Source organism: Amycolatopsis sp. BJA-103 (genome assembly GCF_002849735.1).
Classification (GTDB): Bacteria; Actinomycetota; Actinomycetes; order Mycobacteriales; family Pseudonocardiaceae; genus Amycolatopsis.
Genome location: NZ_CP017780.1, coordinates 4,415,077 through 4,438,324, shown reverse-complemented (window position 1 = coordinate 4,438,324; position 23,248 = coordinate 4,415,077). Strand labels below are relative to the sequence as shown.

Genomic DNA, 23,248 nt, shown 5'->3' with positions numbered 1-23,248 from the left:
CGGAATGATCACCAGGTCACGTGCAGTGAACGCAGGCCGTGGATCAGCGCGCGGTCCTTGAAATCGGGTGCCGCGGCGGGATCGGCGAGGCGCAAGCCGGGGAACCGCCGCAGCAACGCCGGAAGTGCCAGCTGTAGTTCGAGACGGGCCAACGTCGCGCCGAGACAGTGGTGGATACCGTGACCGAAGGCGACATGCGGGCAGCGGGCGCGAGTGACGTCGAGGGTGTCCCCGTCAGCCAGCAACGCCGGATCACGGTTGGCCGCGGGCAGCGAGGTCACCACGTGTTCGCCACGCCGCACCGGATGCCCGCCGATCGTGGTGTCCTCGACGGCCACCCGGACGAAGCCGGCGTGCAGGACCGAGGTAAAGCGCAGCAGCTCCTCGACAGCGTCTTCGACCGCGCTCGGATCGTCGCGGACGAGCGCGAGCTGACCGGGGTGGCGCAGCAACGCGAGCGTTCCGAGCGAAATCACGTTCGCCGTGGTCTCGTGGCCGGCGATCAGCAGCAGATCCGCCAGGCCCACCAGCTCGTCATCGGAAAGCGCGCCCGCGCCGTTCTCGCGGAGCAACAGGCTCAGCAGGTCGTCTCCCGGATTCTCCCGGTGCCGCGCGACCAGCGTGCGCATGTAGGCGGCAGCTTCGGCGTCCAGCCGCAGCCGTTCCCGCGGGTCCATGGTCGTGTCGAAGAGCCGGTTGCTGCGCGCGCCGAACTCGGCCCGGTCGGCGTAGGGCACCCCGAGCAGTTCGCAGATCACCAGTGAAGGCACGGGAAGCGCGAACACGGAAACCAGATCCGCGGCCGGACCGGCGGCCTCCATCGCGTCGAGGCACGCGTCGACGATCGCCTGGATCCGCGGAGCCATCGCCTGTGCACGCCGGGCCGTGAACGTCGCGGTCAGCAGCCGTCGCAGGCGGGTGTGCTCGGGCGGATCCAGCATCAGCAGCCGCCCCGCGCGACGTCGCTTCATCTGCTCGTCGTCCACGCCCGCCGCGGCCAGACCGGGCGACGGGCCGATCGCGTCGAGCCGCAGGCGTTCCGCGTCGCCGTGCACTGCCCGGACATCGGCATAGCGGCTGAAGAGGGTGGCCTCGTGTCCCAACGGCGACCGCACCCGGTACACCTCGCCGTCGTCGCGTCGGCTCCGCACGCCCGGGTCGATGTCGAACCCGTTCCGCAGGGCGGCCAGCTCGTGCAGTTCGGTCATGGCCTCATCGAACCACGTTGCACGCACCGCGTGCAACGTTGCGTGCAACGCCGCTCTCGTCAGCTGCGGAGTGCTCGCTCCGCTGGTCTAAGCTGCTGCCATGCGTCAGCGGTGGAGCGAACAGACCATCCTGGATGCCGCCGTGGAGCTGATCTCCCGCTCCGCGGGGGACGACGTGTTCAGCATGCGCAAACTGGCCGCCGAGCTGGGGACCGACTCCTCCAGCCTGTACCGCCACTTCCGCAACCGCACCGAACTGATGCTCGCGGTCGTGGACCACGTGCTGGTCCAGGCCATGCACGGTTACCAGCGGCAGGGAACCTGGCGTGCCCGGCTCGTCGACCTGATCCTGCGCTCATGGGACGCCTACGCCGCGCTGCCGCAGCTCGCGAAGGACGCCAGCCACTACCCGGGCAGCGGACCCGGCAGCCGGCTGGTGATCGAGGAGACCCTGCAGGCCCTCGACGACGCCGGGGTTCCCGAGGAACTCGTCCCGGAGTGGTATCACCGCCTGGTGACCTTGTCCGTGTCCCTGATCTCCGCGCACGCGGCCGGCCGATCCAGCGGCCCTGCCGAACGGAAGCGGAGACTGGAAACCTTCCGCGTGACCACCCTGGGCGCAGACCCGGCGGACTTTCCCGCGCTGGCCCGCTACGGTCGCCGCATCGAACCCGTCGGCTTCACCCGTGAGAGTTTCCTTGCCGCCGTGGAGCTGGTGCTGGACGCGGTGCCGGCGCGCCAAGAACGAAGCCGTACCTAGCGCTTCGCGGCATGCGAGGGTTTCGACCGTGAATTGACAGCGGCTTTCGACGTCATTGAAGAATCTTTCGGAAACGCGATTTCCGACGCTGACAACGATGGGCGTTCGGTTTCTGTCGAAGATGATGACTTTCGAGGTCGGTTCCCTGGGGGCGAGGACGCGATTCACCAACTTCGGGCCCGTCGGGAAATATCTCCAGCACCCTATCGGTTGATGCGCCGTCACACCGATGGACCAGCCGCGACTCGGCGGTAGCGAGTAGGCTTTTCGCCTCACGGCGAACGAGCCACGTGGTGACGGCGCCATGAAGAACCAGGACGGGGTTCCTCCGGGAAATCGGCATGACGAGGCCGGATGACGCCCGAAAACGCGACTATCCACCGGGGGCGCGCACATTTCCAAGTTGATCGGGACGCCGCGGAGCAGGCCGAGCAGGCGATATTTCGGGAAATTCCGAAATCGATTCGCATATATACGGTGGCGTCGCCAGGAAGATCCGCTAGAGCATCACCCTATGGTGGGCTTGCCGTACCCTGACCGGTTTCGGGCGAAAAGCCGAATCGGCGCGAACGGCCGGTCGAGGACACGGAGATCAAGGGGTCGATCGTCATGACCAGGCCACTACCTTCCGGCGGGCAGGAGCGGCCTGCCGGAACGCAGCCTCTCGCGTCGCGGCGGGAACGCGTCAAGGTCGCGCGGAAATGGGCCTATCTCGTCAGTAGCACCACTTATCTCCCCTTGTCGCACGACCAGATCGAACGAGAGTTGCTCGGCCTGCTCGATCGGCTGCTCGAGGCGGTGGCCGGGGACCGGCCCGCGACCGAGAGCGCGGCGGAGGTCGGCGCTGAGCTCGTTCGGCTGCACTGTGTCGGCAAGACGAGCCTGCAGTGCACGGTGGATGTGCTCGCCGCCGCCTTGCTGGCGCCGGCGGATTCAGGCTCCGCCGATCGGCTACCGGAGCGCGTCGCCAGGTTGCTCGGTGCGCTGGCGTCCGGTTACGTGGAAGCGATCCGTTCCGCGGCCGTCGAGCAGCGGGACACGAGTGACCAGGCTTTGCTCAACGCGGTCCGGGAGTCGCAGCGTGAGTGGCGGGCCAGTGAAGCCCAGCTGGACGAGATCTTCCTCGGTTCGCCGAGTGGGATCGCGGTCACCGGGCTCGAGGGCCAACTCATCCGCACAAATCTTGCTCTGCACCGGATTCTGGACCGGGCGTCGAGCGAGGTCGACGGCGGCACCCTGTTCGACTTCGTGCAAGAGGCGGATCGGCAGCTCCTGAAGGACGGCTACCGCGATCTCCGGGACGGAAAGATCGACCGGCTGCGATCACGCCCGCGCTTCGTCACCAAGGACGGCGACCCGTTTCAGGCCACGCTGATCGCTTCGCTCCTGCGCGATTCGCACGGCTACGTGACGATCGTGACCGACGACGCGGAGCTGGCGCTCCTGCAGAACCAGCTGCGACACCAGTTGTTGCATGACATGCTCACCGGTCTGCCGAACCGGCAGTTCTTCAGCACGCACCTCGAGCACGTGCTGCACCTGCCGAATCCGGCGACGCTGTACCACGTGGATCTCGACGGGTTGTCGTTGGTCACCGATGGTCTCGGCAGGAAGGCGGGAGACAGCCTGCTGCGGACCGCCGCGGACCGGCTCAGGTCCGTGGTGGCGGGGGAGAACGCGATGGTCGCGCGGTTCGAGAGCGGCAAGTTCGGCATTCTGATCGAGAAGTCGGCGAGCACGCCGGACATCGTCACGATGATCGAGCGGATCAACGAGACGCTGTCGGAGCCGGTCTACATCGACGGGAAGGGCCTGGCGGTGACGGCGAGTTTCGGCGTGGTCGAAGACCTTCCCCGCAACGTCGAACCAGCCGAGTTGTTGCGTTCGGCGGATCTGGCGATGCGGCGGGCCAAGAGCAAGGGACCTGGCCGGTGGGAGCGCTACGACCCGGTATGGGACAACCGAACCAGGGAGTCCATCGGCCTGGTGGCCGCCATGCCCGGCGCCTGGGAGAACGGCGAGCTGGGCATCGGTTACGAGCCGCTGGTACGTCTGGCCGACGGCGAGATCGTCGGGGCCGAGGCGCGGCTGAGGTGGGAACATCCGGAACTGGGACTACTGCCGAAGGAACGGTATCTCGAACTCGCCGAGCGAACCGCGCTGATCGGTGCGCTCGGCGCGTGGCTGGTCAAGCGTGGCTGGACCGACAAGGTCGCGGGCGGCGGCGCGGGCATGCCGCTGCTGGTACCGCTCACACCGAACCAGCTGGCCGATCCTCGACTGGCCGGGACGATCCGGGGAATTCTCGACAGTGTCGCGCCGGCCCCCGACCGGTTGTGGCTCGGCCTGCCGGCCGGGGCACTGCTCGTGGCCGGGCACGAGATCGTCGACAACACGCGCTTGCTCGCCGACCTGGGGATCGCAGTGGTACTGCACAACTTCGGCGTGACGCCAGGCGAGCTGGCGTTACTGGAAGACCTTCCGGTACACGCCATACGCCTCGACTCTCGTCTCATGTGGCAAGCCGTCGACAAGGAATCGATGGTCCTCGCTGGGGCGAAGACCATGATCGCGCTGGTTCGTCAGGCCGGGATCACCGTACTCGCCGGTGATCTCGAAACCAGCGCGCAGGCACGATGGTGGCAGCGAGCGGGAGCCGAGCTGGGAATGGGCCCGCTGTTCACCGGCGACGAGGGACCGGCGACCGACATCGGATCCCTCATCGGCGGTGGACGGGCCGGTCCGCTTCAGGGCCGGTGAGCCTCAATGTCCTTAATGGACAGTTGTCTCGGCGGCCGGAGTCCCGCTTCAGGATTTGCGTGCCATTCCGGCGTAGAGAACCTGGTTCAGTGTCGGGTCCTCGGCGATGTCGCCGGGCCCGGCGGGGCGCCAGGTGCCGCATCCGACCAGACCGGGTTCGAGCAGTTCGAGGTCGCCGAACATGGTGAGCACCTCATCGTAGGGGCGTGGCGTGACCTGGTCGCCGCCCTTTGTCGCGATCCTGAGTGCTTCCCGGACCTGGTAAGGCAGGTAGTCCTCGGTGATGTGGGTGATCGCCAGGTAGCTTTCGGAAGCCATCGCGTCGATGTAGTGGCGCATGAGGCCACCCGGGTCGGATTCGTCCGGGATCCAGTGCAGCATGCACAGGAACAGCATGCCGATCGGCTCGTCGAGATTCAGCTGCCGACGCAGCTGAGGATCGCTGAGGATCCGTGAGGGGTCACGGGCGTCGGCCTTGAGTGCGGTGGCGTGGTCGTTCCCGGCGAGGATCAGTTGGCTGTGCGCGACCGCGACGGGATCGTGGTCCACATACACCACCCGGCATTCCGGGTCGGCGTCCTGTGCGATTTCGTGCACGTTGCCGACGGTCGGCACGCCCGAACCGATGTCGAGGAACTGGCGGACGCCCTGGTCGATCATGAACCGGACAGCCCGTCGGAGGAACGCGCGGTTGAGTCTCGCCACACCCCGGGCGTAGGGCACGACTTGCTCGGCCCGCGTGGCGGCTTCGCGGTCGACGGCGAAGTTGTGGCCGCCGCCCAGCATGTAGTCGTACATCCGGGCGGCACTGGGCACTGTTTCGTCGGTGCCCGGTGGGACCCAGTCCGGAAGTCGCGTCAGTGTCAACACCTCGATCCCATCGCTTTTCCTTGGAGAGCCGTCGAGCTTACTCAGCCCGGCATGTGATCGGTTCGCGGCCGCGTAGTCACCCGATTGAGTGCTGTGAGCTGCCGCCGAATGGCGCTAGCGTGTTCTTTCCCCTTCCGCGTCGGCGATGGAGTCCGGATGCCCGTACCGGTTGCGCCCGGTCGATGGCCGTTGATCGGACACACTCCTGCGATGTTGCGGCGTCGCTTCGGATTCACGTCGTCGTTGTACGCGCACGGAGACGTGGTGCGGGTCTACCTCGGCCCGATGGAAACGTATTTCCTGACCAGTCCGGAATTGACGCACCAGGTGCTGGTCACCGACGGGAGCAATTTCCGCAAGGGCGCGATGTTCGAGAAGTTCCGCCCGTTCGTCGGCAACGGGCTCGCTCTCTCCGACGGTGTTCTTCACCTGCGGCAGCGCCGGTTGATGCAACCTGCTTTCCACCACACCGCCATCGCGGGGTACGCCGAGATCATGACGAGAGCGGCCGCCGATCTGATCAGACCGTGGAAGCCGGGCGAGGTGCGCAGGGTGGACCACGACATGCAGGCACTCGCGGTCACCACCGTCGGCGAGGCGCTGTTCTCCGCCGAAATGGGCGAAGCCGCGACCGAGGAGGCCCGCAGGTCGATCCCGATCATCCTCAAGTACGGCATGATCCGTCTGCTCTCGCCCGCGTTCGTGGAGAAGCTCCCCGTTCCGGCCAACCGGCGGTTCGACAGGGCCGTCGACCGCATGCGCGCGATCGTGGAGGAGCTCATCGACAACCGGCGTGCCGAGCAGGCCGACCGGAGCGACCTGCTGACCATGCTGCTGCTGGCCAGGGACGCCGACACGGGCGAGGGGATGACCGACGAGCAGGTGCGCGACGAGGTCATCACCCTGCTCACCGCGGGGATCGAGACCAGTGCGCTGGCGCTTTCCTGGCTGTTCCACGAAATCGCCCGCCACCCCGAGGTCGAGCAGAAGCTCCACAACGAGATCGACGAGGTGCTCGGCGGCAGGCAGGCCACCGCCGAGGACGTGCCACGGCTGGTCTACACGCGGCAGGTCGTCAACGAGGTCCTGCGGATGTATCCACTGTGGATCCTCATGCGCCGGGTCACCACGGAAGTCGATCTCGGCGGTGTGCGCCTGTCTCCGGGCACCGAGGTGATCATCAGCCCGCACGCCATGCATTTCGATCCGAGGTTCCACGACCACCCCGCTCGTTTCGACCCGGACCGCTGGGCGGGGGAGCGAGCCAAGGACCTGCCCCGCGGGGCCTACCTCCCGTTCAGCGCGGGTGCCCACCAATGCATCGGGAATTCCTTCGCCATGACCGAGATCGCGATCGTCGTGGCCACGATCGCCGCGCGATGGCGGCTGGTTCCCGTCCCGGGCAAGCCGGTCCGGGTGAAGTACACGACCACCGCGTACCCGAACCGGCTGCCGATGACGGTCGTCCCGCGCTTCCGATAATCGTCGAAACACGCTATTCCAGTGGAGGTTCGTTTTCATGCATTGGCGTCATGGCAGAGTGAAGCGCCGGGCCGGCGCGGCGTTTTCCGCCATCCTGCTGGCCGGGTCACTGCTGACGCCCGCGCAGGCGCAGGCCGATTCGGCGTCCTGCCGGGACGTGGCCATCCCGGTGCGGCTGGCCGGGCTGCTTCCCCAGACCGTGCACGGCAGGCTGTGCGAACCGCCGCAGGGCGCGCGAACCGTTCAGGTGCTGGTCCCCGGCGCCACCTACAACAGTGCGTACTGGGACTCCGCACGCACCCCGGAAACGCATTCTTTCCGGCTCGCGATGAACAAGGCCGGCTACGCCACCTTTGCCATCGACCGGCTCGGTACCGGCGCCAGCTCCAAACCGCCCAGCGCACTGCTGACCGCGTTCACCGAAGCCGACGTGGTACACCAGGTGATCCAGGCGATCCGGCACGGCGACCTCGGCTCACGGTTCGACAAGGTGATTCTCGGCGGACACTCGCTCGGCTCCGCCATCACCGTGCTCGAAGCAGGCACCTACCACGACGTGGACGGCGTGCTGATCACCGGGCTGGCACACCGCATCAATCCCCCCGGCGCGCTGATCGTCCTCGGCTCGTTCATCCCCGTCGCGCTCGACCCGGTGATGTCGCTGCGGGGGCTCGATCCCACCTACCTGACCACCCGGCCAGGCACCAGATACGCGGCATTCCACGCACCCGGACCCGACGTCCCCGGGATGACCGCCTACGACGAGGCCACCAAGGACGTCGTCGCTCCCGGCGAGCTGCTCGACGCCGCCGCCCTCGCCACCGTGCTCCCGTACACCAGGCGGATCACCGTGCCGGCGCTGGTCGTACTCGGCGACGGGGACGGCGGCCTCTGCGGTCCGCTCGCGACCGACTGCACCTCCTCCGCCGGTCTGCTCCGATCCGAGGCGCCGTACTACTCCGCGTCGGCACGGCTGCGGACCTATGTACTGCCCGGCTTCGGCCATTCGATCAACTACGCACCCAACGCACCCGACTACCACCGAGCCGTTACACAGTGGGCCGACACCATGGGACTGCCTCGGTAACAGCGTGCTCAGCCGCGGGCACGCCGACATCCCGCGCGAACCGACCAGCGGTACGACCGGATACCGGTCACACCGAAGGTGCGCTCATCGGCATGAGCGCGCGACATGCGGAATGAGGGAGCGTTCCCGAAAAGTTGGCCCGGTAGCCGCTCATTGTGGGACGCTGGCCATCAGGGTCCGGGTCGCAGCTAGCCGTCCCACCCGCAAGGCGATGGGTTCGTGAACGATCTGCAGGAGGACGCATGCGCGGGCCGGAACGTTCCAGGAACGCTGCCTACCTGGCCCGAAATGATCCGCGGACCTACGTGGCCCATGTGGGCGAGCACTACGCCGAATGGCTACTCAGCCTGGACGAGCCATCGGGCATTACCCGTGAAGGCAAGGCGGCGGTAACCCTCACCGCCGCCGCTGTGGCGTACATGCAGCAACGCCCGTACCTACACGATTGCCACATCAATGCCGCCATCACACAGATTTTCTTCGAAGGTGAGCCTTATCCAGTGAGCCAATGCTGACACTTCGTTGATGTGACCGAGTCAGCCGTGGTCCACGATCACCCGGCGGTAACGATGGTGGATGCTGATCGCGCCTGACGCATTCAGCGGTTTCTCCGCCCCGACACGGGCGATTTCCGGCGCCTTCGATCTCCCGGTTCGACCGGGGCAACGGCAAGACTGAACACCCGCTCTGCGGCAGAAGAGGATGGTTGCCGGGCCATGTGTGTCGGCGTATCCAGAACCGGCGGTCGTTTGTGCGGACGATTCGACGCCGGAGTGGTCCAAAAGTTTGAAGTTCAGTCCTCGATCGCGTTGACCCGGCCGCTGTAGTCGGCGATTCGATGCCCGGTGAGCCACGGCCGCGCCGCTCCGGATGTCCACCAGCGTTGCCATAGTGAGGGGTGTTTGAGTATCGTCGGCAGTAGCGGCAAAGGGTCGAAGTAGTTCATCCGCTCGATCGCCTTGCCGCCGCGCAATATGAACCGGTCGATGTTCGGCCATTCGATTAGGTCACGCCCGACGTGAGCGCGCAGCCGGAGTTCGATGAACAGCAGATCCGCGTCGCCGCGCCACCGGTCCACCTGTGCGCGCAGGTCGGGCAAAAAGCACCAGATCCGCCGGAACTCTTCCTGTGCGGCCGCTATCCCCCGTATCGGTGCGGCCAACGGCTGGGTCAACACGACGTCCGGGTGCAAGATCTCTGGTATCCGCTGGGGAGATGGGTCGTTCCAGAAGTCGATGAAGTTTGCGACGAACTGTTCGGACTCTTGCATGTGGATGTCTCTTCCGTGCGGGCTGATCTTGGTTGTCAGGAATGGTGTTCGAGAAGTCGCAAGAATTATTGTGATGCGACGAGAGATGCGATGAGCCGGAGCCATGCCGCGTCGGCGACGGCCTCATTCCGCCATAGGCAGTCACTACTCGACTTGCCGGAGTACGTGCGAAGTTGTGGCCAGGGCCGGCCATCACGGTCGCCACCGGGCGGATCTCGTCGATGCAGGGCTACGTCGTCAGCCATGCTGTCCTCCACGAAAGCGGCGGTTGCTCCGTCGCACGACGCTTATTCTTGATCACATGACCGCTCCCGCACTTCCACAAACGTGCGCTGCCGTACAGCTGTGGCTTCGGCTCGGGCACGCCGTCTACATTGGCCCCCTGCTGCGCCTCGGCCCCCACTCCTCGGCGATCGCCTGTCTGGGCGTCGGCCTCGACGCGCCCTTCACCGTCCGGGCCGACGGGGTGCCGGACCTGACCGTCCGCAGCTTCCTGTTCCGCGCCAGGGTCCGGCACGAGATCCGCGACGGCGCAGGCAGGATGCTGTTCTGCTACTTCGATCCGACCTCGGCGCGGATGTCCCGATGCCTGGGCGGTATGCGGCGTGCCACCGACGCATTTTGCACCGGCCACCGCCACGAGGCGGACCTGATCGACCTGGCCACCCGCGACGAGGTGGACTTTGAGCAAGTACTGACAGCGGCCAGCATCCCCGTGGTCGGCACCGGCGATGCGCGGATCGCCAGCGCGGCGGCCCGCATCCGGGCCGACCCGGCGCGCCCGCAGCGTGCCGAGGCCGCCGCGCGCGAGGCGGGCCTGTCCAGGTCATACTTCCTGCGGAAGTTCTCCGACCAGACTGGCACCAGCTTCCGACGCTATGTGCAGTGGGCACGGATACTTCGCGTGGCCGAGGCCTTCGCCCACGGCCACGATCTCACCCGCGCTGCCGCCGACGCGGGATTCGCCTCACCATCGCATCTCACCGGCACCTTCCGCGGCATGTTCGGACTCACCCCTACAGCCCTGGCCGCCCTCAACCTCCAACTCCTGCTCCACGAGCACGACAAAACCGACTACGGCCAGTAACGCGCCCACCAGCTGCCAATTGACCGACGTCCGCATCTCGGCAGGAGCGGGCGTCAAGAGAGCCGAACGCACGCTATGCGCCATGAGCGGGCATGCGAATGGGTCCTGTGTCTCCAAGCGATGGCGATGGCCTACCAGTGCTGCTGCGATGGCAGTCCGCCCCCAGTATCAATACCGTCATGTCCAGAAGTCTTTAGTAGTACTCGCGACCGTAGGCGTCCAGCTCAGGGATAACCCGAATGAGTCGCTGTTCGTCTTCGGCGAGGACGTTCCTTCTCCAGTCATCCAGGAGACCTCGCCGTTTCAGCCAGACGGAGACACAACCGGCTGGGTCTGCATCGAGCATCACCATGTCGAAACCTGCCACGTCGGCACTTCGCCCCCGGCTCGGGAGCGGCGCCTTGTTGTGGGCCTCGAAAAGCGTCGTGACTGTTGCCGGCCGATCCGTGAGATCCAACGACTTCCTCCTCCTGAGAGTTGTCCCGCGATCGCCGTGGCAGGAGCGGTCCGCGCGTGCTCGGCCTCTCACACAGTGACGAACCCGGTGTTGCGAGAGCGTTCGGTGATGTGCGTCAGCTCGGGCACGAGCGACACGTTTAAGTGATGTCGCCGAGGCGGACCGCACGGGCCCGGAGGTAGCGCTGTTCGGGGAGACTCAGGGTCTTGGCGGCGGCTGACTCATAGGCGGCTCGGGCGGCCTCGGGGTCGCTGGCGCATTCCAGGAGGTGGGCGCGGACCGAGTCCAGGCGGTGGCCTGTGGTCAACTCCGGTGCGAGCGCGTCCAGTTCGGCCAGACCAGCCTTCGGTCCGTGGACCATGGCGATGGCCACGGCACGGTTGAGGCGTTCGACAGGGCTGGGGACAAGGTGGACGAGGACGTCGTAGAGGCCGAGGATCTCGGGCCAGTCGGTGCTGTCGGACGAGTCCGCCTCGTCGTGGACGGCGGCGATCGCCGCCCTCAACTGGTAGGGGCCGGGGCGGCGTTGGGACAGAGCCCAGGTCACCAGGGCCACGCCCTCCTCGATCGCCGCCTTGTCCCACAGCCCGCGGTCCTGCTCGTCGAGGGGGATCAGTTCGCCGCCCGCCCCGGTCCGCGCGGCGCGGCGGGCGTCGGTGAGGAGCATCAGGGCGAGCAGGCCGGTGACCTCACAGTCGCCGGGCAGCAGGCGGTGCACCGTACGGGCCAGCCGGATGGCCTCGCCCGCGAGTTCGGCCCGCTGGAGGGAGGCTCCGGAGGTGGCCGTGTAGCCCTCGTTGAAGATCAGGTAGAGCGTGTGGAGGACGGCGGGCAGCCGCTCCTCCCAGTGATCGGGGCGGCCGAAACGCGTGCCCTTCACCCGCTGCTTGGCCCGGCTGATCCGCTGGGCCATCGTCGCCTCCGGCACCAGATGCGCGCGGGCGATCTCGGCCGTCGTCAGACCGCCGACGGCCCGCAGCGTCAGCGCGATCTGAGCGGGAGGGGGCAGATCCGGATGGCAACAGAGGAAGAGCAGCGTCAGTGTGTCGTCCTCAGAGGGCGCACGATCGGGCCCGGGCGGCGGCGCGGTGAAGGCGTCGCGCGGTGTGAGCGCCGCTGCCTTCTCCTCACGCAGCCGCCGCGCCTGATCACTGCGCAGGGCGTCCGTGAGCCGCCGCGAGGCGACCCTGATCAGCCAGCCCCGCGGATTGTCCGGAACCCCCGACTCGGGCCACTGCCCGGCCGCTGCCAGCAGCGCCTCCTGTACGGCGTCCTCGGCGGCGTCGAAGTGCCCGTACCGGCGCACGAGCGCGCCGAGGACCTGCGGCGCATGCAGGCGCAGCAGGTCCTCGACCTCGCTCGTACGTCTCAAACGTCTCCCCTGCTCACACTTCGCCGAGCGGCCGGATGACGACGGGGTACGTGTTCGTGCCCTCGGGAACGGGGCACTGGGTGACCCGCGCGGCGATCTCCGTGACCCGCTCCAGGCTCTCGCACTCCAGGAGCCAGTAACCGGCGATCACTTCTTTGGTCTCGCCGTACGGCCCGTCGGTGATCACGGGCTTGCCGTTCGCGCCGGCGCTGACGAGGCGGGTCCTGGCGGGCTCGGCCAGCCCCTGGGCATCGATGAACTCGCCTGTCTCGGCGAGGTCGTTGTTGATCGCCCCCATGTGCTGGAACATCGCCTGCATATCCTTGTCGCTCCAGGCCGGGAGACCGGCGGCGGGCTTGCCCACCTGGGCCTCGTAGTCCGCCTGCGTGCCCTGCACCATCACCAGGTACTTCATGAGTCCACTCCTTCGGCTCGGGCCACCCTTGGTGGGCGGCTCTCACAGGGGATGTCGGAGCCGGCCCGCGCTTCTCTACACGCTCGCGGAAGTTTTCCAGGCTCGAGGGATAGAGCGTCCGGAGTCCCGCTGCTTGGCCCTGTCGACCGCCGGTCCGCGCTCCGTCGTGAGGACGGGCTCCGACTCGGCCTCTTCCGCCTCGTACGCCTGGCACTCAGGGTTCTTGCACGGGCCGGGACGCCACAGGGGCACGAACACGCCCACGGTCTTTGCCGGCGCACGGCCTGCTCGACGGGTGGCCGCAAATGGGACAGACATACCCATCACCGGCCATGTCCTCAGGATATTGCGGTATAGCCCGGGCCGACGGGTGAGCGACGTGCCCGCGTCAGCTGGGCGCAGTTCTTCGATGCGGCGTACGACGACATGTGGCCTGGCCATCGGCGGGCGGCCGGTGATTCCGCAACACCTCGGTGAGACGATCGCCGAGCAGTCGAAGAACTACCGGTACTCCACCAACCACCAGGTCGTCATCGACGCCGACACCCTGCTCGTCGTGCTGGTCGGCAACACCACGGTGATCGCAGACGGAGGCTACCGGGGTACCGGCCTGATCATCCCGCATCGTCGCGAACGTGGTCAGCACGACCTCCCTGCCTGGAAGGAGGAACACAACCGCTCGCACAAACAGGTCCGCAAGCCACGCAGTGCGCGACTGCGTCCCAAGCGACCCGAAGATCACTTACGGGACAACTCTTAGGCCGACGAAGCAATGGTACGGGCGCGGCGGTTCCGGAACATGTTCCTCGGAGCGACGGACGAACGCGGGTTCGGCCAGGGATGCATCTACCACCCAGGGTTTCGAATACGACTGGCCGGGCGTGATGTGTGGCAAGGCGCTCGTCCGCCGGGACGGCACGTGGCAGGCCGTGCGCGCGAACTCCAAGGACACCGAGGTAGAGAAGGCGGATGAGCTGCGTTTCGCGGTGCTGGTCAAGAACACCACAAGGTCTTGCTCACCCGCGGAATGCGCGGGACCACGAAGATCCCGAGACCCAGGAATTCCTGGAAGAGATGACCCGATGAAAAGGGGCCGCCATCGAGGCGGCCCCTTTCACTCGGCTTCGTGGAAGTCGTCCAGCCGGTGCGCTTCCGCCGAGGCTTCCGTGGTGGCGAGCCAGTGCGGATACGTGACGTAGACCAGTTCGGTGTCCTCATCGGCCACGTAGACGACCTCGGTGTCGGCCCACAGGTAGATGACCTCGCCCGCCCGCGCCGTCACCGAGCCCGACGGACCCTCGACGGTGAAAGCGCCGGAAGTGATGACCAGTGCCTCGTCGTAGGTCACCTTCCACGGGTTCTTCTCGCCTCTCCGGTAGCGCCCGAATCCGACGGACATCGCCGCGCCGCTGTTCTGGTCGACGACATCGGCGAGGAAGATCTGCTGGTCAAGCCGCTGGAACCAGGTCGAAGCGCCGGAGCTGGTGAAGTGTTCGACGGACATTCGCGTCTCCTTAAGTGGAAATTCCTCCACTTAGTTAACTGGAGAAAGTTCCACTTGTCCACCGGTTAAGCTCGGCGGGTGCTTCCCATCGCAGGATCCGGGCCGGTAGAGCGGGCGGACGCGGCTCGCAACCGGCAGAAGATCGTCCGGGCCGCGGCCAAACTCGTCGCGGCCAAGGGGATCGAAGGACTCGCGCTGGACGAGGTCGCGGTGGAGGCGGGTGTCGGGATCGGCACCGTGTACCGGCGGTTCCCGGACAAGGGCGCGTTGGCGCAGGCGCTCCTGGACGAGAACGAGCGCGAGTTCCAGGAGGCGTTCATCAGCGGGCCGCCGCCGCTCGGTCCCGGTGCGCCGGCGCACCAAAGGCTCAAAGCGTTCCTGAGCGCGTACGTGGACAGGCTCGAAACGCACGGACGGCTGCTGATGGTCGCCGAGACCGAAACCCCGATGGCGAGGTTCGTCACCGGCGCTTACCGGCTTCACCAAAGTCACCTGGTCGCGTTGATCCGCGAGATCGAGCCGGACATCGACGCGCACTTCAGGGCCGATGCGCTTCTCGCACCACTGGCGGCCGCGCAATACGTCCACCAAAGGCAAAGCATGACGCCGGAGCAGATCAAGGACGGGCTCGAACAACTGCTCGGCAGATGACGGGACGGGCCGGTTCTCTCGTCGCCGGACGGAGCCGAACCGCTTACGCTCCCCGAATGCCCCAGAACAGGTCTCCCGAACGGCTGGTGTTCTTCACCGACGCCGTCGTCGCGATCGCGATCACCCTGCTGGTCCTGCCGCTTGTGGAGGCCGTTTCGGACGCCGTCTCGCAGCACCTCGACCCGGCCGCCCTGATCGGCGAGAACCAGTGGAAGATCTACAGCTTCCTGCTCAGTTTCGCGGTGATCGCCCGGCTCTGGATCGTGCACCACCACGTGTTCGAGCAAGTGAAGGCGTACAGCAAGCCGTTGATGGTGGCGAACTTCGGCTGGGTACTGACGATCGTGGTGCTGCCGTTCCCGACCGAGGTGGCCGCCTCGTACGGCAACGACCGGTTCACCTCGTCGCTCTACATCGGCACGATCCTGGCCGCGTCTCTGTTCCAACTGCTCATGGTGCTGATCATCCGGCGCGACCCGGCACTGCGGGACGAGGACAGCGAACTGGCCCGGGCGCCGCTGTTCGACACGGCCGTCAACACGGCTTTGCTGGCGGCCGCGTTCGTCGTGGCCGCGCTGGTGCCGCACGCGGGGTACTACATGCTTCTGCTCCTGCTGCTTCCCGGGATCATCGCGCGGTTCCGCAAGACCAAGAACGCCGCGGCGGCGGACGCCTAGCCCGGTCAGCCGAGGTGGACGATCGCGACGTCTTCGCCGTCGGTGACGGCGAACCGCCGGTTGGCGTTGTCGACGGCGATTCGCGCGGGACCGGAGAAGGACTTTCCCCAGACGATCGAGCTCTCCGCGTGGCCTGTGGCGAGCTCGGGCCACTCCGCGAGCAGCTCGCCGCTGGTCCCGTCGTACAGGCGCGGGTGTCCGTAGAGGGCCATGATGTCTCCGGCCACGCAGACCAGATCACCCGCGGGGTGGTCGAGTTGCTTGCGCCACAAGAATTCCTTCGTGGTCATCGACCAGCGGGCGAGCATGGTGCCCGCGAGTTCGTCCGGCTCGGTGGGCTGCTCGAGATCCGAGGAGGTGCTGATCGCGACGTCGTCTCCGATGAAGCACGCCCCGCTGATGTCGGGAAGAATCAGTCTTGTCGCCGGGTGATCGTCGTCCGTCGAGTCGAGAACGCCCGGATCGGTCAACGCGCGGTGCAGGTCGAAGGTCATCACGCAGTCGACAGGGTGCCAGACCCACCCGGCACTGAGCAGATAGCGGCCGCTGGACGAGACGGCCAGCCGCGAGTGGAAGAAATCCGAGGGCTCTCGGCCGTCGCCGGCGCCCCAGCGCACACCGGTGACGGCGTCTTCGATCTCAAGCCTGTTGTACTCGTCCGGACAGTGCACGAGTCCGGTACGGCTGTCCGGCAACGTGAACAACTCCAAGGGATACCGGTACGCGTCGGCTTGGTAGTCGCTGCGCCCGATCTCGCGGATGACTTCTCCGTCAGCGGTCAGCAACAGGCCGTCCGTGCCGGTGCTCGCCAGCAGGGCGACGACATCGCCACGCGGCGACACCTTCACCGCGTCGAACCGCTGCCCGTAGTCGCCGGACCTCCGGCCGCCGGACGACCCGTCCACCGGGATGGTCCGCCAGCCGGCGGCGACGTCGTACAGGGTTCCCCCGACCCAGGCAAGTGTCCGCATTCGGTCAGTGTCGCAACCCCGGACACCGTTGTCCTGCGAATATCCGTCCTTCAGAGGCTGTCGCGCAGCGGCACGGTGATCTGCTTGAGCCAGGTTCCGCTGGTGAAGTCGCGCGCTTTGATCACCACGGCGCGGTGGTACACCTCGATCTGGAGGCCCTGGTTGAAGCTGCCGCCGAGCGAGACCTCGCCGCCCTTGCCGTCGTCCACCCAGCCGGTCTGCACGGCGCCGGTGTTGACCACGGTGAAGCCTTCGAGGTTGCCGCTGCCGGGGACGACCCGGCGGGTCACCCAGTCGGACAGGGTGAGGTCCCAGTGGGTGTGCCCGGAGAACAGGAACACGTCGCGGTACTTGCCGAGCACGCCGAGCAGGCGGTCGGCCTGGAGGTAGTCGTTGAGGTAGAGCTTGTTGCGGGTGCCGGACACGGTGTTCGGCAGCGGGTGGTGGGTCAGCACCATCACCGGCTTGCGCCACCGGTCCCAGTACGCCAGCCGCTGTTCCAGCCAGGTGAACTGCTGGTCGCTGAGCCACACCTCGTCCCACAGCTTCGGGTCGTGGTACTTGGCGTAGCGCTCGGTGCCCAGGCACAGCACCGGCACGCCGCCGAACGAGGTCTCCGAGTAGGCCGTGTTGCGCCCGGCGAACTTGTAGAAGCTGCGGAACAGCGATTCCTCGGTGGTGCCGTTGGGCCAGGTTTCCTGCGCGAGGGTGTCCGGGTCCCGCCACTTCGGCACGTAGAACTCGTGGTTGCCGATGGCCCAGGCGACGTTCCTCGGGTGCGGGTGCTTGTTCAGCATCGCCCGCACCTGGGCGTACTCGAAGTCGTAGCCGCGCGGGGTGATGTCGCCCGCCACGCCGAGACCGGCGCCGCGCGGGTTGGTGGCGTTGATGTCGTCCAGGGCCTTGCCGAAATCAACGAGGTCGCCCTGGATGTCGCTGATGATGTTGAATCGCACGGCCGGGCCGAAGGGGTCCCGGGAAGGGGTGGCCTCCGCCGGGGTGCCCAGCACGGTGGTCGCGGCCACCGCGCCACCCGTGGCCAGCATGAACGACCTGCGATCCATCAGAACACCCACATTCGGTTCCACCAGTACCAACGGGGGCAAAGGTAGGACGTCTGAGGTGATCATCGGTGACTTGGCGCCAGCCGGAGGGTGTACGTGAAGAAAATTTCAGGTTTGAGCCGGGAAGGAGGGATTCCCTTGAGCGGCACTCCGGATCTCGGTCCCATGCCCCAGCGCGTCACCGTCGGCGTCGACCAGGTGCGACGGCTGGTCGACGACCAGTTTCCTCAGTGGAGCGCCCTTCCGGTCCGGCCCGTGGACGAGAGCGGCTGGGACAACGTCACCTTCCGCCTCGGCGACACGATGGTGGTGCGCCTGCCGAGCGCGGCCGAGTACGCCTTGGCCGTCGACAAGGAACAGCGGTGGCTTCCGGCGCTCGCTGCCCGGCTGCCGCTGCCCATCCCCGCCCCGCTGGCGAAGGGGCGCCCTGACGACGGCTATCCCTTCTCGTGGTCGATCTACCGATGGCTCCCCGGGGAACCCGCGAGCGCGGGCGGGATTTCCGACCCTGTCCGCTTCGCCCTCGACCTGGCCGCGTTGCGCGGCGTCGATGCCGCCGACTGGGAGACCGCGCTGGACGCCCCTTGGGACGGAGTGGACGTCTGGTTCCACGGTGACGTCGCACCGGGGAACCTCCTGCTCGACGGCGGGGAACTCGCGGCCGTCATCGACTTCGGGACCTGCGGTGTCGGCGACCCGTCCTGCGACCTGGCCATCGCCTGGACGATGCTGACCGCCGACGGCCGCAAGGTGTTCCGTGAGCGCCTGTCCGTCGACGACGCGGCCTGGGCACGCGGGCGCGGTTGGGCTCTGTGGAAGACATTGATCGCCTGTACCCGGGCCGACGAGGAAGCACGTCGAGTCCTCGACGAGATCTTCTCCGGCTGAGACCCGCTCAGTTGCCCGCCTTCGCCTCCGGGATCCCGTTCGCCGGTGGCGCGTCGTTGGCCGCCGAGTCGTCCGCCTCGATGGGGGCTTCGCCGATGTCGGTCACCAGGACCGGTGTCAGATCCTTGCCTGCGCCGCCGTGGAGTTCGACCACCGACATCCCGGAGATGCCCAGGTGGCTGTCACCGGTGTAGCGGAACGGCGCGAGGCCCGGCCCTGCGAACGTCTTCCCCTTCTGCTGGAGCACTTCGACGACACGCTCGCGGGTCAGGTCCCGCCCGGCCGCCTGCAACGCCTGGACGAAGGTGTACGCCTGCGCCATCCCGTAGATGCGGTAGTTGGTCAGGTCGCCGCCCTTGCCGTGCTCGCTCCAGATCTTCCGCCACAGCTTCGTCCACGCGTTGTCCGGAGCGTCGACGCCCGGCAGGTACTCGGTGGTGACGACGCCGTCGATGAGGGACGCGCCGTTGGTCACCTTGCCCTCGGAGAACCGCGCGAGCAGCGAGCCGACCAGGGCCGGATCGGAACCGACGTTGCTGTAGAACCATTTCGGCTTGAAGCCGATCTTCAGCGACGCCAGCTGGGACAGCGCGGTGTAGGACGGGACGGTGAAGCCCAGCACCAGATCCGCGCCCGCGGCCTTGAGTTTCGCGATCTGCGGCGCGATGTCGGTGTTGCCCGGCGAGTACTTCGCGACCTCCACGATCTGCTTGTCCAGATACCGGCGCGCGCCCTTCTCGCCGTCGCGGCCGAAGTCGTCGTCCTGGACGAACAGGCCCACCTTGGCGCCGGGCAGGTTCTTCCGCACCCAGTCGCCGATGATCTTGCCCTCGATCTCGTAGTCCGGCTGCCAGCCGAAGGTGAAGGGCGCCTTCTTCGGATCGTCGCCCCAGCGCAGCGATCCTGAAGACACGAACAGATCCGGGACCTTCGAGCTGTTGAGGAAATCGACGACGGCGCTGTGCGTCGGCGTGCCGAGGCCGCCGACCATCGCGAAGATCTCTTCCTTGAGCACCAGTTCGTTGGTGACCGCGCTGGTGTTCGTCGGGTTGTAGCCGTCGTCCTTCGCCACGAACTCGATCTTGCGGCCGTTGATCCCGCCGTTCGCGTTCACGTAGTCGTAGTAGGCCTGATGACCGCTCGGGATTTCGCTGTAGCCCGGCGCGGCCACGCCGGTCAGCGGGAAGTGCGCCCCGATCTTGACGGTGGTGTCGGTGACGCCGACGGTCGCCCCCTTTTCTTCGCCCTCGGGTCTGCCTCCCGCACCGCAGGCGGTGGTGACCGTGACGGCCAGGAAGAGGGCCACGGCCTTGGTCCAGCGTTTCATGAATTTCGCCTCCGGTGAGTGAGTTTCCGCAGCCCGCCGGCCAGGCCGGCCGGTGCGAGCAGCACGATCAGGACGGTGACCAGGCCGTAGATCAACGGCGCCAGATGCGCGGCCTGGACGTCGGACAGGCCGAGATCCGTTCCCGCGCCGGTCACCAGCGGCGGCAGGAACGTCAGGAGCGCGGCTCCCGCGAGCGCGCCGGTGAGACTTCCCAGACCGCCGAGCACCACCGCGGAAACCAGCAGCAGCGACAACGTCAGCGCGAACCCGCTCGGCGCCGCCAGCCGTGCCGACAACGCCATCAGCGCCCCGGCGAGCCCCGCGCAGCCCGCGCTGACCACGAAAGCCAGCACCCTCGTGCGGCCGAGGTCGATCCCGGCCAGTCCGGCGGCCACGTCCTCGTCGCGGACCGCTTGCCAGTCGCGGCCGACGCGGCTTCGGGACAGGTTCGCCAGCAGGACGAACACGACGATCACGGCGAGCCAGGAAAGGTAAGCGAGGTAACGGATCCGCGTGAGGTCCTGGCCGGTGACGAAGTACGCGGCGTCCGCCAGCCAGCCGGGGATCTCCGGCATCCGGACGGTCAACCCCTGTTCGCCGCCGAGCGCTTCGCCGAAGAACAACGGGATCCCCGGCACGGCGACGGCGAGCGCGAGCGTCGCGCCCGCGAGGTACGGACCGTGCAGCCGCGCGGCCGCGACGCCCACGAGCACTCCGACGGCCAGCGTGATCACCATCGCCACCAGGAGGATCACCGGGAGCGGCAAGGCGGACTCGGGTGATTTCAGCAGGAGCGCGGCCGAATACGCGCCGACCGCCATGAGCGCCCCGTGGCCGAGTGACAGTTGCCCGTTCAGTCCCGTGAGGACGGTCAAGCCGCCCGCGGCGATCGCGAAGTACGCCATCGTGGTGAACTGCGCGGTGAGGAACGGGCCGGTGTTCTCCAGGACGAGCACGACGACGACCAGTCCGGCGAGGGCGAGCAGCAGAGGTTTGCGCGGCATGTCAGACCCTCCGTTCGCGGACGCTCGCGAACAGACCGCCGGGTTTGAGCAGCAGGACCACCATGAGGATGGCCAGCGCGGCGAGCGGGACCAGTTCGGCGCCGACGTAGCCGCTGACCAGGCTCAAGGACAGGCCGAGCGCGACGCCGCCGACGACCGCGCCGACCGGGCTGTCCAGGCCGCCGAGCACCGCCGCGACGAAGCCGTACACCACCACACCGTCCATATAGGACGGATGGACCAGCCCGCCGCCGGCGATCAGCAGTCCCGACAGCGAACCGGCGAGGGCGGCGAGCGCCCAGCCGAGCGTCAGCATCCGCCCGACCCGCACCCCCAGCAGGCGCGCCACTTCCCGGTCGAAGGCCGCCGCCCGCATCCGCAGGCCCAGATCGGTGCCGCGGAACAGGAGCACGAGCCCGATCAGCGCCACGCCGACGGCGGCGATGGTGAACACGCCGAACCCGGTCAGCGCGATCGTCGTGCCACCGACCTCGAAGCCGGTGAGCCCGAACGGCGCCGGGAACGACCGGTACCGCGAGCCGAACACCAGCGCCGCCAGCGCGTGCAGCACGATGAACAACCCGAGGGTGAGGATCACGGCGTTGATCTCGGGTTTGCCGGAGACGAACCGGACCACGAAGCGTTCCACCAGCGCGCCGAGCAGCAGTCCCGAAAACAGGGCGACGGCGAAACCGAGCCAGTACGACCAGCCCGCGTCGATCAGCACCAGCGCGAGGTACGTGGTGATCATCGCCATCGGCGCCTGCGCGAAGTTCACGATCCGCGTCGCCCGCCAGATCAGCACCAGCGCCAGGGCGAACGCGGCATAGACCGCGCCGAGGGTCAGCCCGGTGAGCGCGGTGGTCAGCAGTTGCTGCACGAGGCTCCCTTTCAGAATCCGAGGTAGGCGTGCCGGAGGTCGTCGTCCTCGACCAGTTCGGCCGCGTCCCGCCGGACGACGACTTCGCCGAGGTTGAGCACGACGCCGTGGTCGGCGATGGACAGCGCGCTGCGCGCGTTCTGCTCGACCAGCACGACGGCGAGTCCCTCGTCGCGGACGAGACCGCGCAGCAGGGCGAAGATCTGCGCCACGATCCGCGGCGCGAGCCCGAGCGACGGCTCGTCGAGCAGCAGTACCGTCGGCCGGGACAGCAGCGCGCGGCCGATCACCAGCATCTGCCTTTCCCCGCCGGAAAGGACATGCGCTAGCCCGTTCTTGCGATCGGCGAGTACGGGGAAGAGCTCGTAGATCCGCCGGAGCTGGGAGGCCGTCGCGCGGCTTCCCGATCCGAGCGCGCCGAGCCGCAGGTTCTCCTCGACGGTCAGCTCGGCCAGCACGCCGCGGCCCTCGGGCACCTGCGCGAGACCGAGGGCCGGAAGGTCCTCTGTGGACACTCTGCTCAGGTCGCGGCCCGCGAGCGTGACGCGGCCGCCCGTCGGCCGGACGAGGCCGGAAATGGTGCGCAGCAAGGTGGTCTTGCCCGCACCGTTCGCGCCGAGTACCGCGGTGATCTCGCCGGGGGAGGCGGACAGGCTCACGGAATCGAGCGCCCGGACGGGGCCGTAGGCCGCCGAAAGGTTCTCAACGGTCAGCACCGGCCACCTCCTCGCCGAGGTAGGCCGCCCGCACCGCCGGGTCCGCGCGGATCTCGTCCGGGGTGCCGCGGGCGATCACCTTGCCGAAGTCCAGTACGACGATCTCGTCGCACACTCCCATCACCAGATCCATGTGGTGCTCCACGAGCATCACCGACATGCGCTCGGTCAAGCCGCGCACCAGCGTGCCGACGTCGGCGATCTCGGCCGCCGACAGCCCACCCGCCGGTTCGTCGAGCAGCAGCAGTTCCGGTTCGCCGACCAGCGCCCGCGCGAGCGCGACCCGTTTGCGGACCGGATAGGGGAGACTCGCGGGATAGCGGTGGGCGACGTCGGCGATGTCGAAGTCTTCGAGGTACGCCATCGCCCGCTCTGTCAGCGCCTTCTCGTCCTGTGTGCGGCCCAGCATCGAGGACCAGAAGCCGGCCTTCGCGTGCTTGCCCGCGCCGACGAGGACGTTGTCCAGCACGGTCATCCGGCCGAAGAGGCCGAGTTCCTGCAGGCTGCGGGCGATCCCGAGGCCCGCGAGGTGATGCGGGCGCAGCCGTCGCAGTTCGGTGTCGCGCCAGGTCAGCGTGCCGGTGTCGGGGCGGACGAAACCGCACGCGACGTTGAAGAGCGTGGTCTTGCCCGCCCCGTTCGGGCCGATCACCCCGAGCACCCGGCTCGGTGCGACGGTCAGGGAGACGTCGGACAGCGCGACGAGACCGCCGAAGGTCACCGACACGCCGGACATCTCGAAGGTGGACAGGGTCACGCGGGAACTCCCAACGGGGAAAAGGGGTCCCGGCGCGGGTG

General features: G+C 67.6%; 23 protein-coding genes and 1 pseudogene. 10 read left to right on the top strand and 14 right to left on the bottom strand.

Translation table 11 applies throughout. The features are described from left to right. Positions 1 to 8: 8 nt before the first annotated feature. Positions 9 to 1,208 (bottom strand): cytochrome P450, encoded by a 1,200-nt coding sequence (locus BKN51_RS19025; RefSeq protein ID WP_101608924.1) that lies wholly within the window; start codon positions 1,206 to 1,208, stop codon positions 9 to 11. 100 nt (positions 1,209 to 1,308) lie between these two features. On the opposite strand from BKN51_RS19025, the gene BKN51_RS19020 reads away from it, so the two are divergent. Next, positions 1,309 to 1,968 (top strand): TetR/AcrR family transcriptional regulator, encoded by a 660-nt coding sequence (locus BKN51_RS19020; protein WP_233224218.1) that lies wholly within the window; start codon positions 1,309 to 1,311, stop codon positions 1,966 to 1,968. A 609-nt stretch (positions 1,969 to 2,577) separates the two neighbouring features. After that, entirely contained in the window at positions 2,578 to 4,728 is a 2,151-nt protein-coding gene (locus BKN51_RS19015) for a putative bifunctional diguanylate cyclase/phosphodiesterase (RefSeq protein ID WP_101608923.1), read from the top strand. A 48-nt stretch (positions 4,729 to 4,776) separates the two neighbouring features. Here BKN51_RS19015 and BKN51_RS19010 read toward each other — a convergent pair whose 3' ends face one another. Beyond that, positions 4,777 to 5,598 carry an SAM-dependent methyltransferase gene (locus BKN51_RS19010; protein ID WP_101608922.1) on the bottom strand — a complete coding sequence of 274 codons (822 nt, stop codon included), beginning with the start codon at positions 5,596 to 5,598 and terminating at the stop codon, positions 4,777 to 4,779. Positions 5,599 to 5,754: 156 nt separating this feature from the next. On the opposite strand from BKN51_RS19010, the gene BKN51_RS19005 reads away from it, so the two are divergent. From BKN51_RS19005 to BKN51_RS18995, 3 genes are all read left to right on the top strand, one after another. After that, a complete protein-coding gene (locus BKN51_RS19005) occupies positions 5,755 to 7,080 on the top strand; it encodes a cytochrome P450 (protein ID WP_101608921.1) in 1,326 nt (441 codons plus the stop codon). A gap of 58 nt (positions 7,081 to 7,138) precedes the next feature. Then, positions 7,139 to 8,167, top strand: coding sequence for an alpha/beta hydrolase (locus BKN51_RS19000; protein ID WP_233224220.1), 1,029 nt, complete (start codon positions 7,139 to 7,141; stop codon positions 8,165 to 8,167). A 242-nt stretch (positions 8,168 to 8,409) separates the two neighbouring features. Then, a complete protein-coding gene (locus BKN51_RS18995; protein WP_101608919.1) occupies positions 8,410 to 8,682 on the top strand; it encodes a hypothetical protein in 273 nt (90 codons plus the stop codon). A gap of 278 nt (positions 8,683 to 8,960) precedes the next feature. On the opposite strand, the gene BKN51_RS18990 is transcribed toward BKN51_RS18995, so the two are convergent. Then, positions 8,961 to 9,437 carry a nuclear transport factor 2 family protein gene (locus BKN51_RS18990; protein WP_101608918.1) on the bottom strand — a complete coding sequence of 159 codons (477 nt, stop codon included), beginning with the start codon at positions 9,435 to 9,437 and terminating at the stop codon, positions 8,961 to 8,963. 301 nt (positions 9,438 to 9,738) lie between these two features. Here BKN51_RS18990 and BKN51_RS18985 point away from each other — a divergent pair, with 301 nt between their 5' ends. Beyond that, positions 9,739 to 10,524 carry a helix-turn-helix domain-containing protein gene (locus BKN51_RS18985; protein WP_101608917.1) on the top strand — a complete coding sequence of 262 codons (786 nt, stop codon included), beginning with the start codon at positions 9,739 to 9,741 and terminating at the stop codon, positions 10,522 to 10,524. 193 nt (positions 10,525 to 10,717) lie between these two features. Here the strand turns inward: BKN51_RS18985 and BKN51_RS18980 are convergent, their stop codons facing one another. From BKN51_RS18980 to BKN51_RS18970, 3 genes are all read right to left on the bottom strand, one after another. After that, on the bottom strand, positions 10,718 to 10,981 hold the full coding sequence (locus tag BKN51_RS18980) for a hypothetical protein (protein WP_101608916.1): 264 nt from the start codon (positions 10,979 to 10,981) through the stop codon (positions 10,718 to 10,720). Positions 10,982 to 11,120: 139 nt separating this feature from the next. Further along, the gene (locus BKN51_RS18975) at positions 11,121 to 12,353 is read right to left on the bottom strand and encodes an RNA polymerase sigma factor (protein ID WP_101608915.1); all 1,233 of its coding nucleotides are present in this window, start codon (positions 12,351 to 12,353) and stop codon (positions 11,121 to 11,123) included. 13 nt (positions 12,354 to 12,366) lie between these two features. After that, a complete protein-coding gene (locus tag BKN51_RS18970) occupies positions 12,367 to 12,768 on the bottom strand; it encodes a YciI family protein (protein ID WP_101608914.1) in 402 nt (133 codons plus the stop codon). Positions 12,769 to 13,246: 478 nt separating this feature from the next. On the opposite strand from BKN51_RS18970, the pseudogene BKN51_RS18965 reads away from it, so the two are divergent. Further along, positions 13,247 to 13,465 (top strand): annotated as a pseudogene (locus BKN51_RS18965) (IS5/IS1182 family transposase); the annotation flags it as partial. Between the two features lie 417 nt (positions 13,466 to 13,882). On the opposite strand, the gene BKN51_RS18955 reads toward BKN51_RS18965, so the two are convergent. Next, positions 13,883 to 14,272, bottom strand: coding sequence for a cupin (locus tag BKN51_RS18955; protein WP_101608913.1), 390 nt, complete (start codon positions 14,270 to 14,272; stop codon positions 13,883 to 13,885). Between the two features lie 78 nt (positions 14,273 to 14,350). On the opposite strand from BKN51_RS18955, the gene BKN51_RS18950 reads away from it, so the two are divergent. Together BKN51_RS18950 and BKN51_RS18945 are read left to right on the top strand one after the other, a co-directional pair. Next, positions 14,351 to 14,923: a TetR/AcrR family transcriptional regulator gene (locus BKN51_RS18950; protein WP_101608912.1), complete on the top strand. Its 573-nt coding sequence runs from the start codon at positions 14,351 to 14,353 to the stop codon at positions 14,921 to 14,923. A 56-nt stretch (positions 14,924 to 14,979) separates the two neighbouring features. Then, positions 14,980 to 15,600, top strand: a complete 621-nt coding sequence (locus tag BKN51_RS18945) for a TMEM175 family protein (protein ID WP_101608911.1) — start codon at positions 14,980 to 14,982, stop codon at positions 15,598 to 15,600. A 5-nt stretch (positions 15,601 to 15,605) separates the two neighbouring features. Here BKN51_RS18945 and BKN51_RS18940 read toward each other — a convergent pair whose 3' ends face one another. Together BKN51_RS18940 and BKN51_RS18935 are read right to left on the bottom strand one after the other, a co-directional pair. Further along, complete coding sequence (locus BKN51_RS18940) at positions 15,606 to 16,571, bottom strand: hypothetical protein (RefSeq protein WP_101608910.1); 966 nt, start codon at positions 16,569 to 16,571, stop codon at positions 15,606 to 15,608. Between the two features lie 50 nt (positions 16,572 to 16,621). Next, positions 16,622 to 17,635 (bottom strand): metallophosphoesterase family protein, encoded by a 1,014-nt coding sequence (locus BKN51_RS18935; RefSeq protein WP_101608909.1) that lies wholly within the window; start codon positions 17,633 to 17,635, stop codon positions 16,622 to 16,624. A gap of 165 nt (positions 17,636 to 17,800) precedes the next feature. Here BKN51_RS18935 and BKN51_RS18930 point away from each other — a divergent pair, with 165 nt between their 5' ends. Continuing rightward, complete coding sequence (locus BKN51_RS18930; RefSeq protein ID WP_101608908.1) at positions 17,801 to 18,523, top strand: aminoglycoside phosphotransferase family protein; 723 nt, start codon at positions 17,801 to 17,803, stop codon at positions 18,521 to 18,523. A gap of 7 nt (positions 18,524 to 18,530) precedes the next feature. On the opposite strand, the gene BKN51_RS18925 is transcribed toward BKN51_RS18930, so the two are convergent. The 5 genes from BKN51_RS18925 to BKN51_RS18905 are packed head-to-tail and all read right to left on the bottom strand — an operon-like array spanning position 18,531 to position 23,207. After that, positions 18,531 to 19,850, bottom strand: coding sequence for an ABC transporter substrate-binding protein (locus BKN51_RS18925; RefSeq protein WP_101608907.1), 1,320 nt, complete (start codon positions 19,848 to 19,850; stop codon positions 18,531 to 18,533). Next, positions 19,847 to 20,854, bottom strand: a complete 1,008-nt coding sequence (locus tag BKN51_RS18920; RefSeq protein WP_101608906.1) for a branched-chain amino acid ABC transporter permease — start codon at positions 20,852 to 20,854, stop codon at positions 19,847 to 19,849. The genes BKN51_RS18925 and BKN51_RS18920 overlap by 4 nt, the downstream gene beginning before the upstream one ends. A 1-nt stretch (position 20,855) precedes the next feature. Next, a complete protein-coding gene (locus BKN51_RS18915) occupies positions 20,856 to 21,734 on the bottom strand; it encodes a branched-chain amino acid ABC transporter permease (RefSeq protein ID WP_101608905.1) in 879 nt (292 codons plus the stop codon). A gap of 11 nt (positions 21,735 to 21,745) precedes the next feature. Then, positions 21,746 to 22,450, bottom strand: coding sequence for an ABC transporter ATP-binding protein (locus BKN51_RS18910; RefSeq protein ID WP_101613306.1), 705 nt, complete (start codon positions 22,448 to 22,450; stop codon positions 21,746 to 21,748). Beyond that, entirely contained in the window at positions 22,437 to 23,207 is a 771-nt protein-coding gene (locus BKN51_RS18905; RefSeq protein WP_442857697.1) for an ABC transporter ATP-binding protein, read from the bottom strand. Before BKN51_RS18905 ends, BKN51_RS18910 begins: the two co-directional genes overlap by 14 nt. Positions 23,208 to 23,248 lie beyond the last annotated feature (41 nt).

Coding starts and splice junctions, on each gene's coding strand:
- BKN51_RS18935 (WP_101608909.1), bottom strand. CDS start 17,635: ATGGATCGCAGGTCGTTCATGCTGGCCACGGGTGGCGCGGTGGCCGCG.
- BKN51_RS19020 (WP_233224218.1), top strand. CDS start 1,309: ATGCGTCAGCGGTGGAGCGAACAGACCATCCTGGATGCCGCCGTGGAG.
- BKN51_RS18930 (WP_101608908.1), top strand. CDS start 17,801: ATGCCCCAGCGCGTCACCGTCGGCGTCGACCAGGTGCGACGGCTGGTC.
- BKN51_RS18920 (WP_101608906.1), bottom strand. CDS start 20,854: ATGCCGCGCAAACCTCTGCTGCTCGCCCTCGCCGGACTGGTCGTCGTC.
- BKN51_RS18985 (WP_101608917.1), top strand. CDS start 9,739: ATGACCGCTCCCGCACTTCCACAAACGTGCGCTGCCGTACAGCTGTGG.
- BKN51_RS19015 (WP_101608923.1), top strand. CDS start 2,578: ATGACCAGGCCACTACCTTCCGGCGGGCAGGAGCGGCCTGCCGGAACG.
- BKN51_RS18940 (WP_101608910.1), bottom strand. CDS start 16,571: ATGCGGACACTTGCCTGGGTCGGGGGAACCCTGTACGACGTCGCCGCC.
- BKN51_RS18955 (WP_101608913.1), bottom strand. CDS start 14,272: ATGTCCGTCGAACACTTCACCAGCTCCGGCGCTTCGACCTGGTTCCAG.
- BKN51_RS19025 (WP_101608924.1), bottom strand. CDS start 1,208: ATGACCGAACTGCACGAGCTGGCCGCCCTGCGGAACGGGTTCGACATC.
- BKN51_RS18925 (WP_101608907.1), bottom strand. CDS start 19,850: ATGAAACGCTGGACCAAGGCCGTGGCCCTCTTCCTGGCCGTCACGGTC.
- BKN51_RS19005 (WP_101608921.1), top strand. CDS start 5,755: ATGCCCGTACCGGTTGCGCCCGGTCGATGGCCGTTGATCGGACACACT.
- BKN51_RS18995 (WP_101608919.1), top strand. CDS start 8,410: ATGCGCGGGCCGGAACGTTCCAGGAACGCTGCCTACCTGGCCCGAAAT.
- BKN51_RS18945 (WP_101608911.1), top strand. CDS start 14,980: ATGCCCCAGAACAGGTCTCCCGAACGGCTGGTGTTCTTCACCGACGCC.
- BKN51_RS18970 (WP_101608914.1), bottom strand. CDS start 12,768: ATGAAGTACCTGGTGATGGTGCAGGGCACGCAGGCGGACTACGAGGCC.
- BKN51_RS18990 (WP_101608918.1), bottom strand. CDS start 9,437: ATGCAAGAGTCCGAACAGTTCGTCGCAAACTTCATCGACTTCTGGAAC.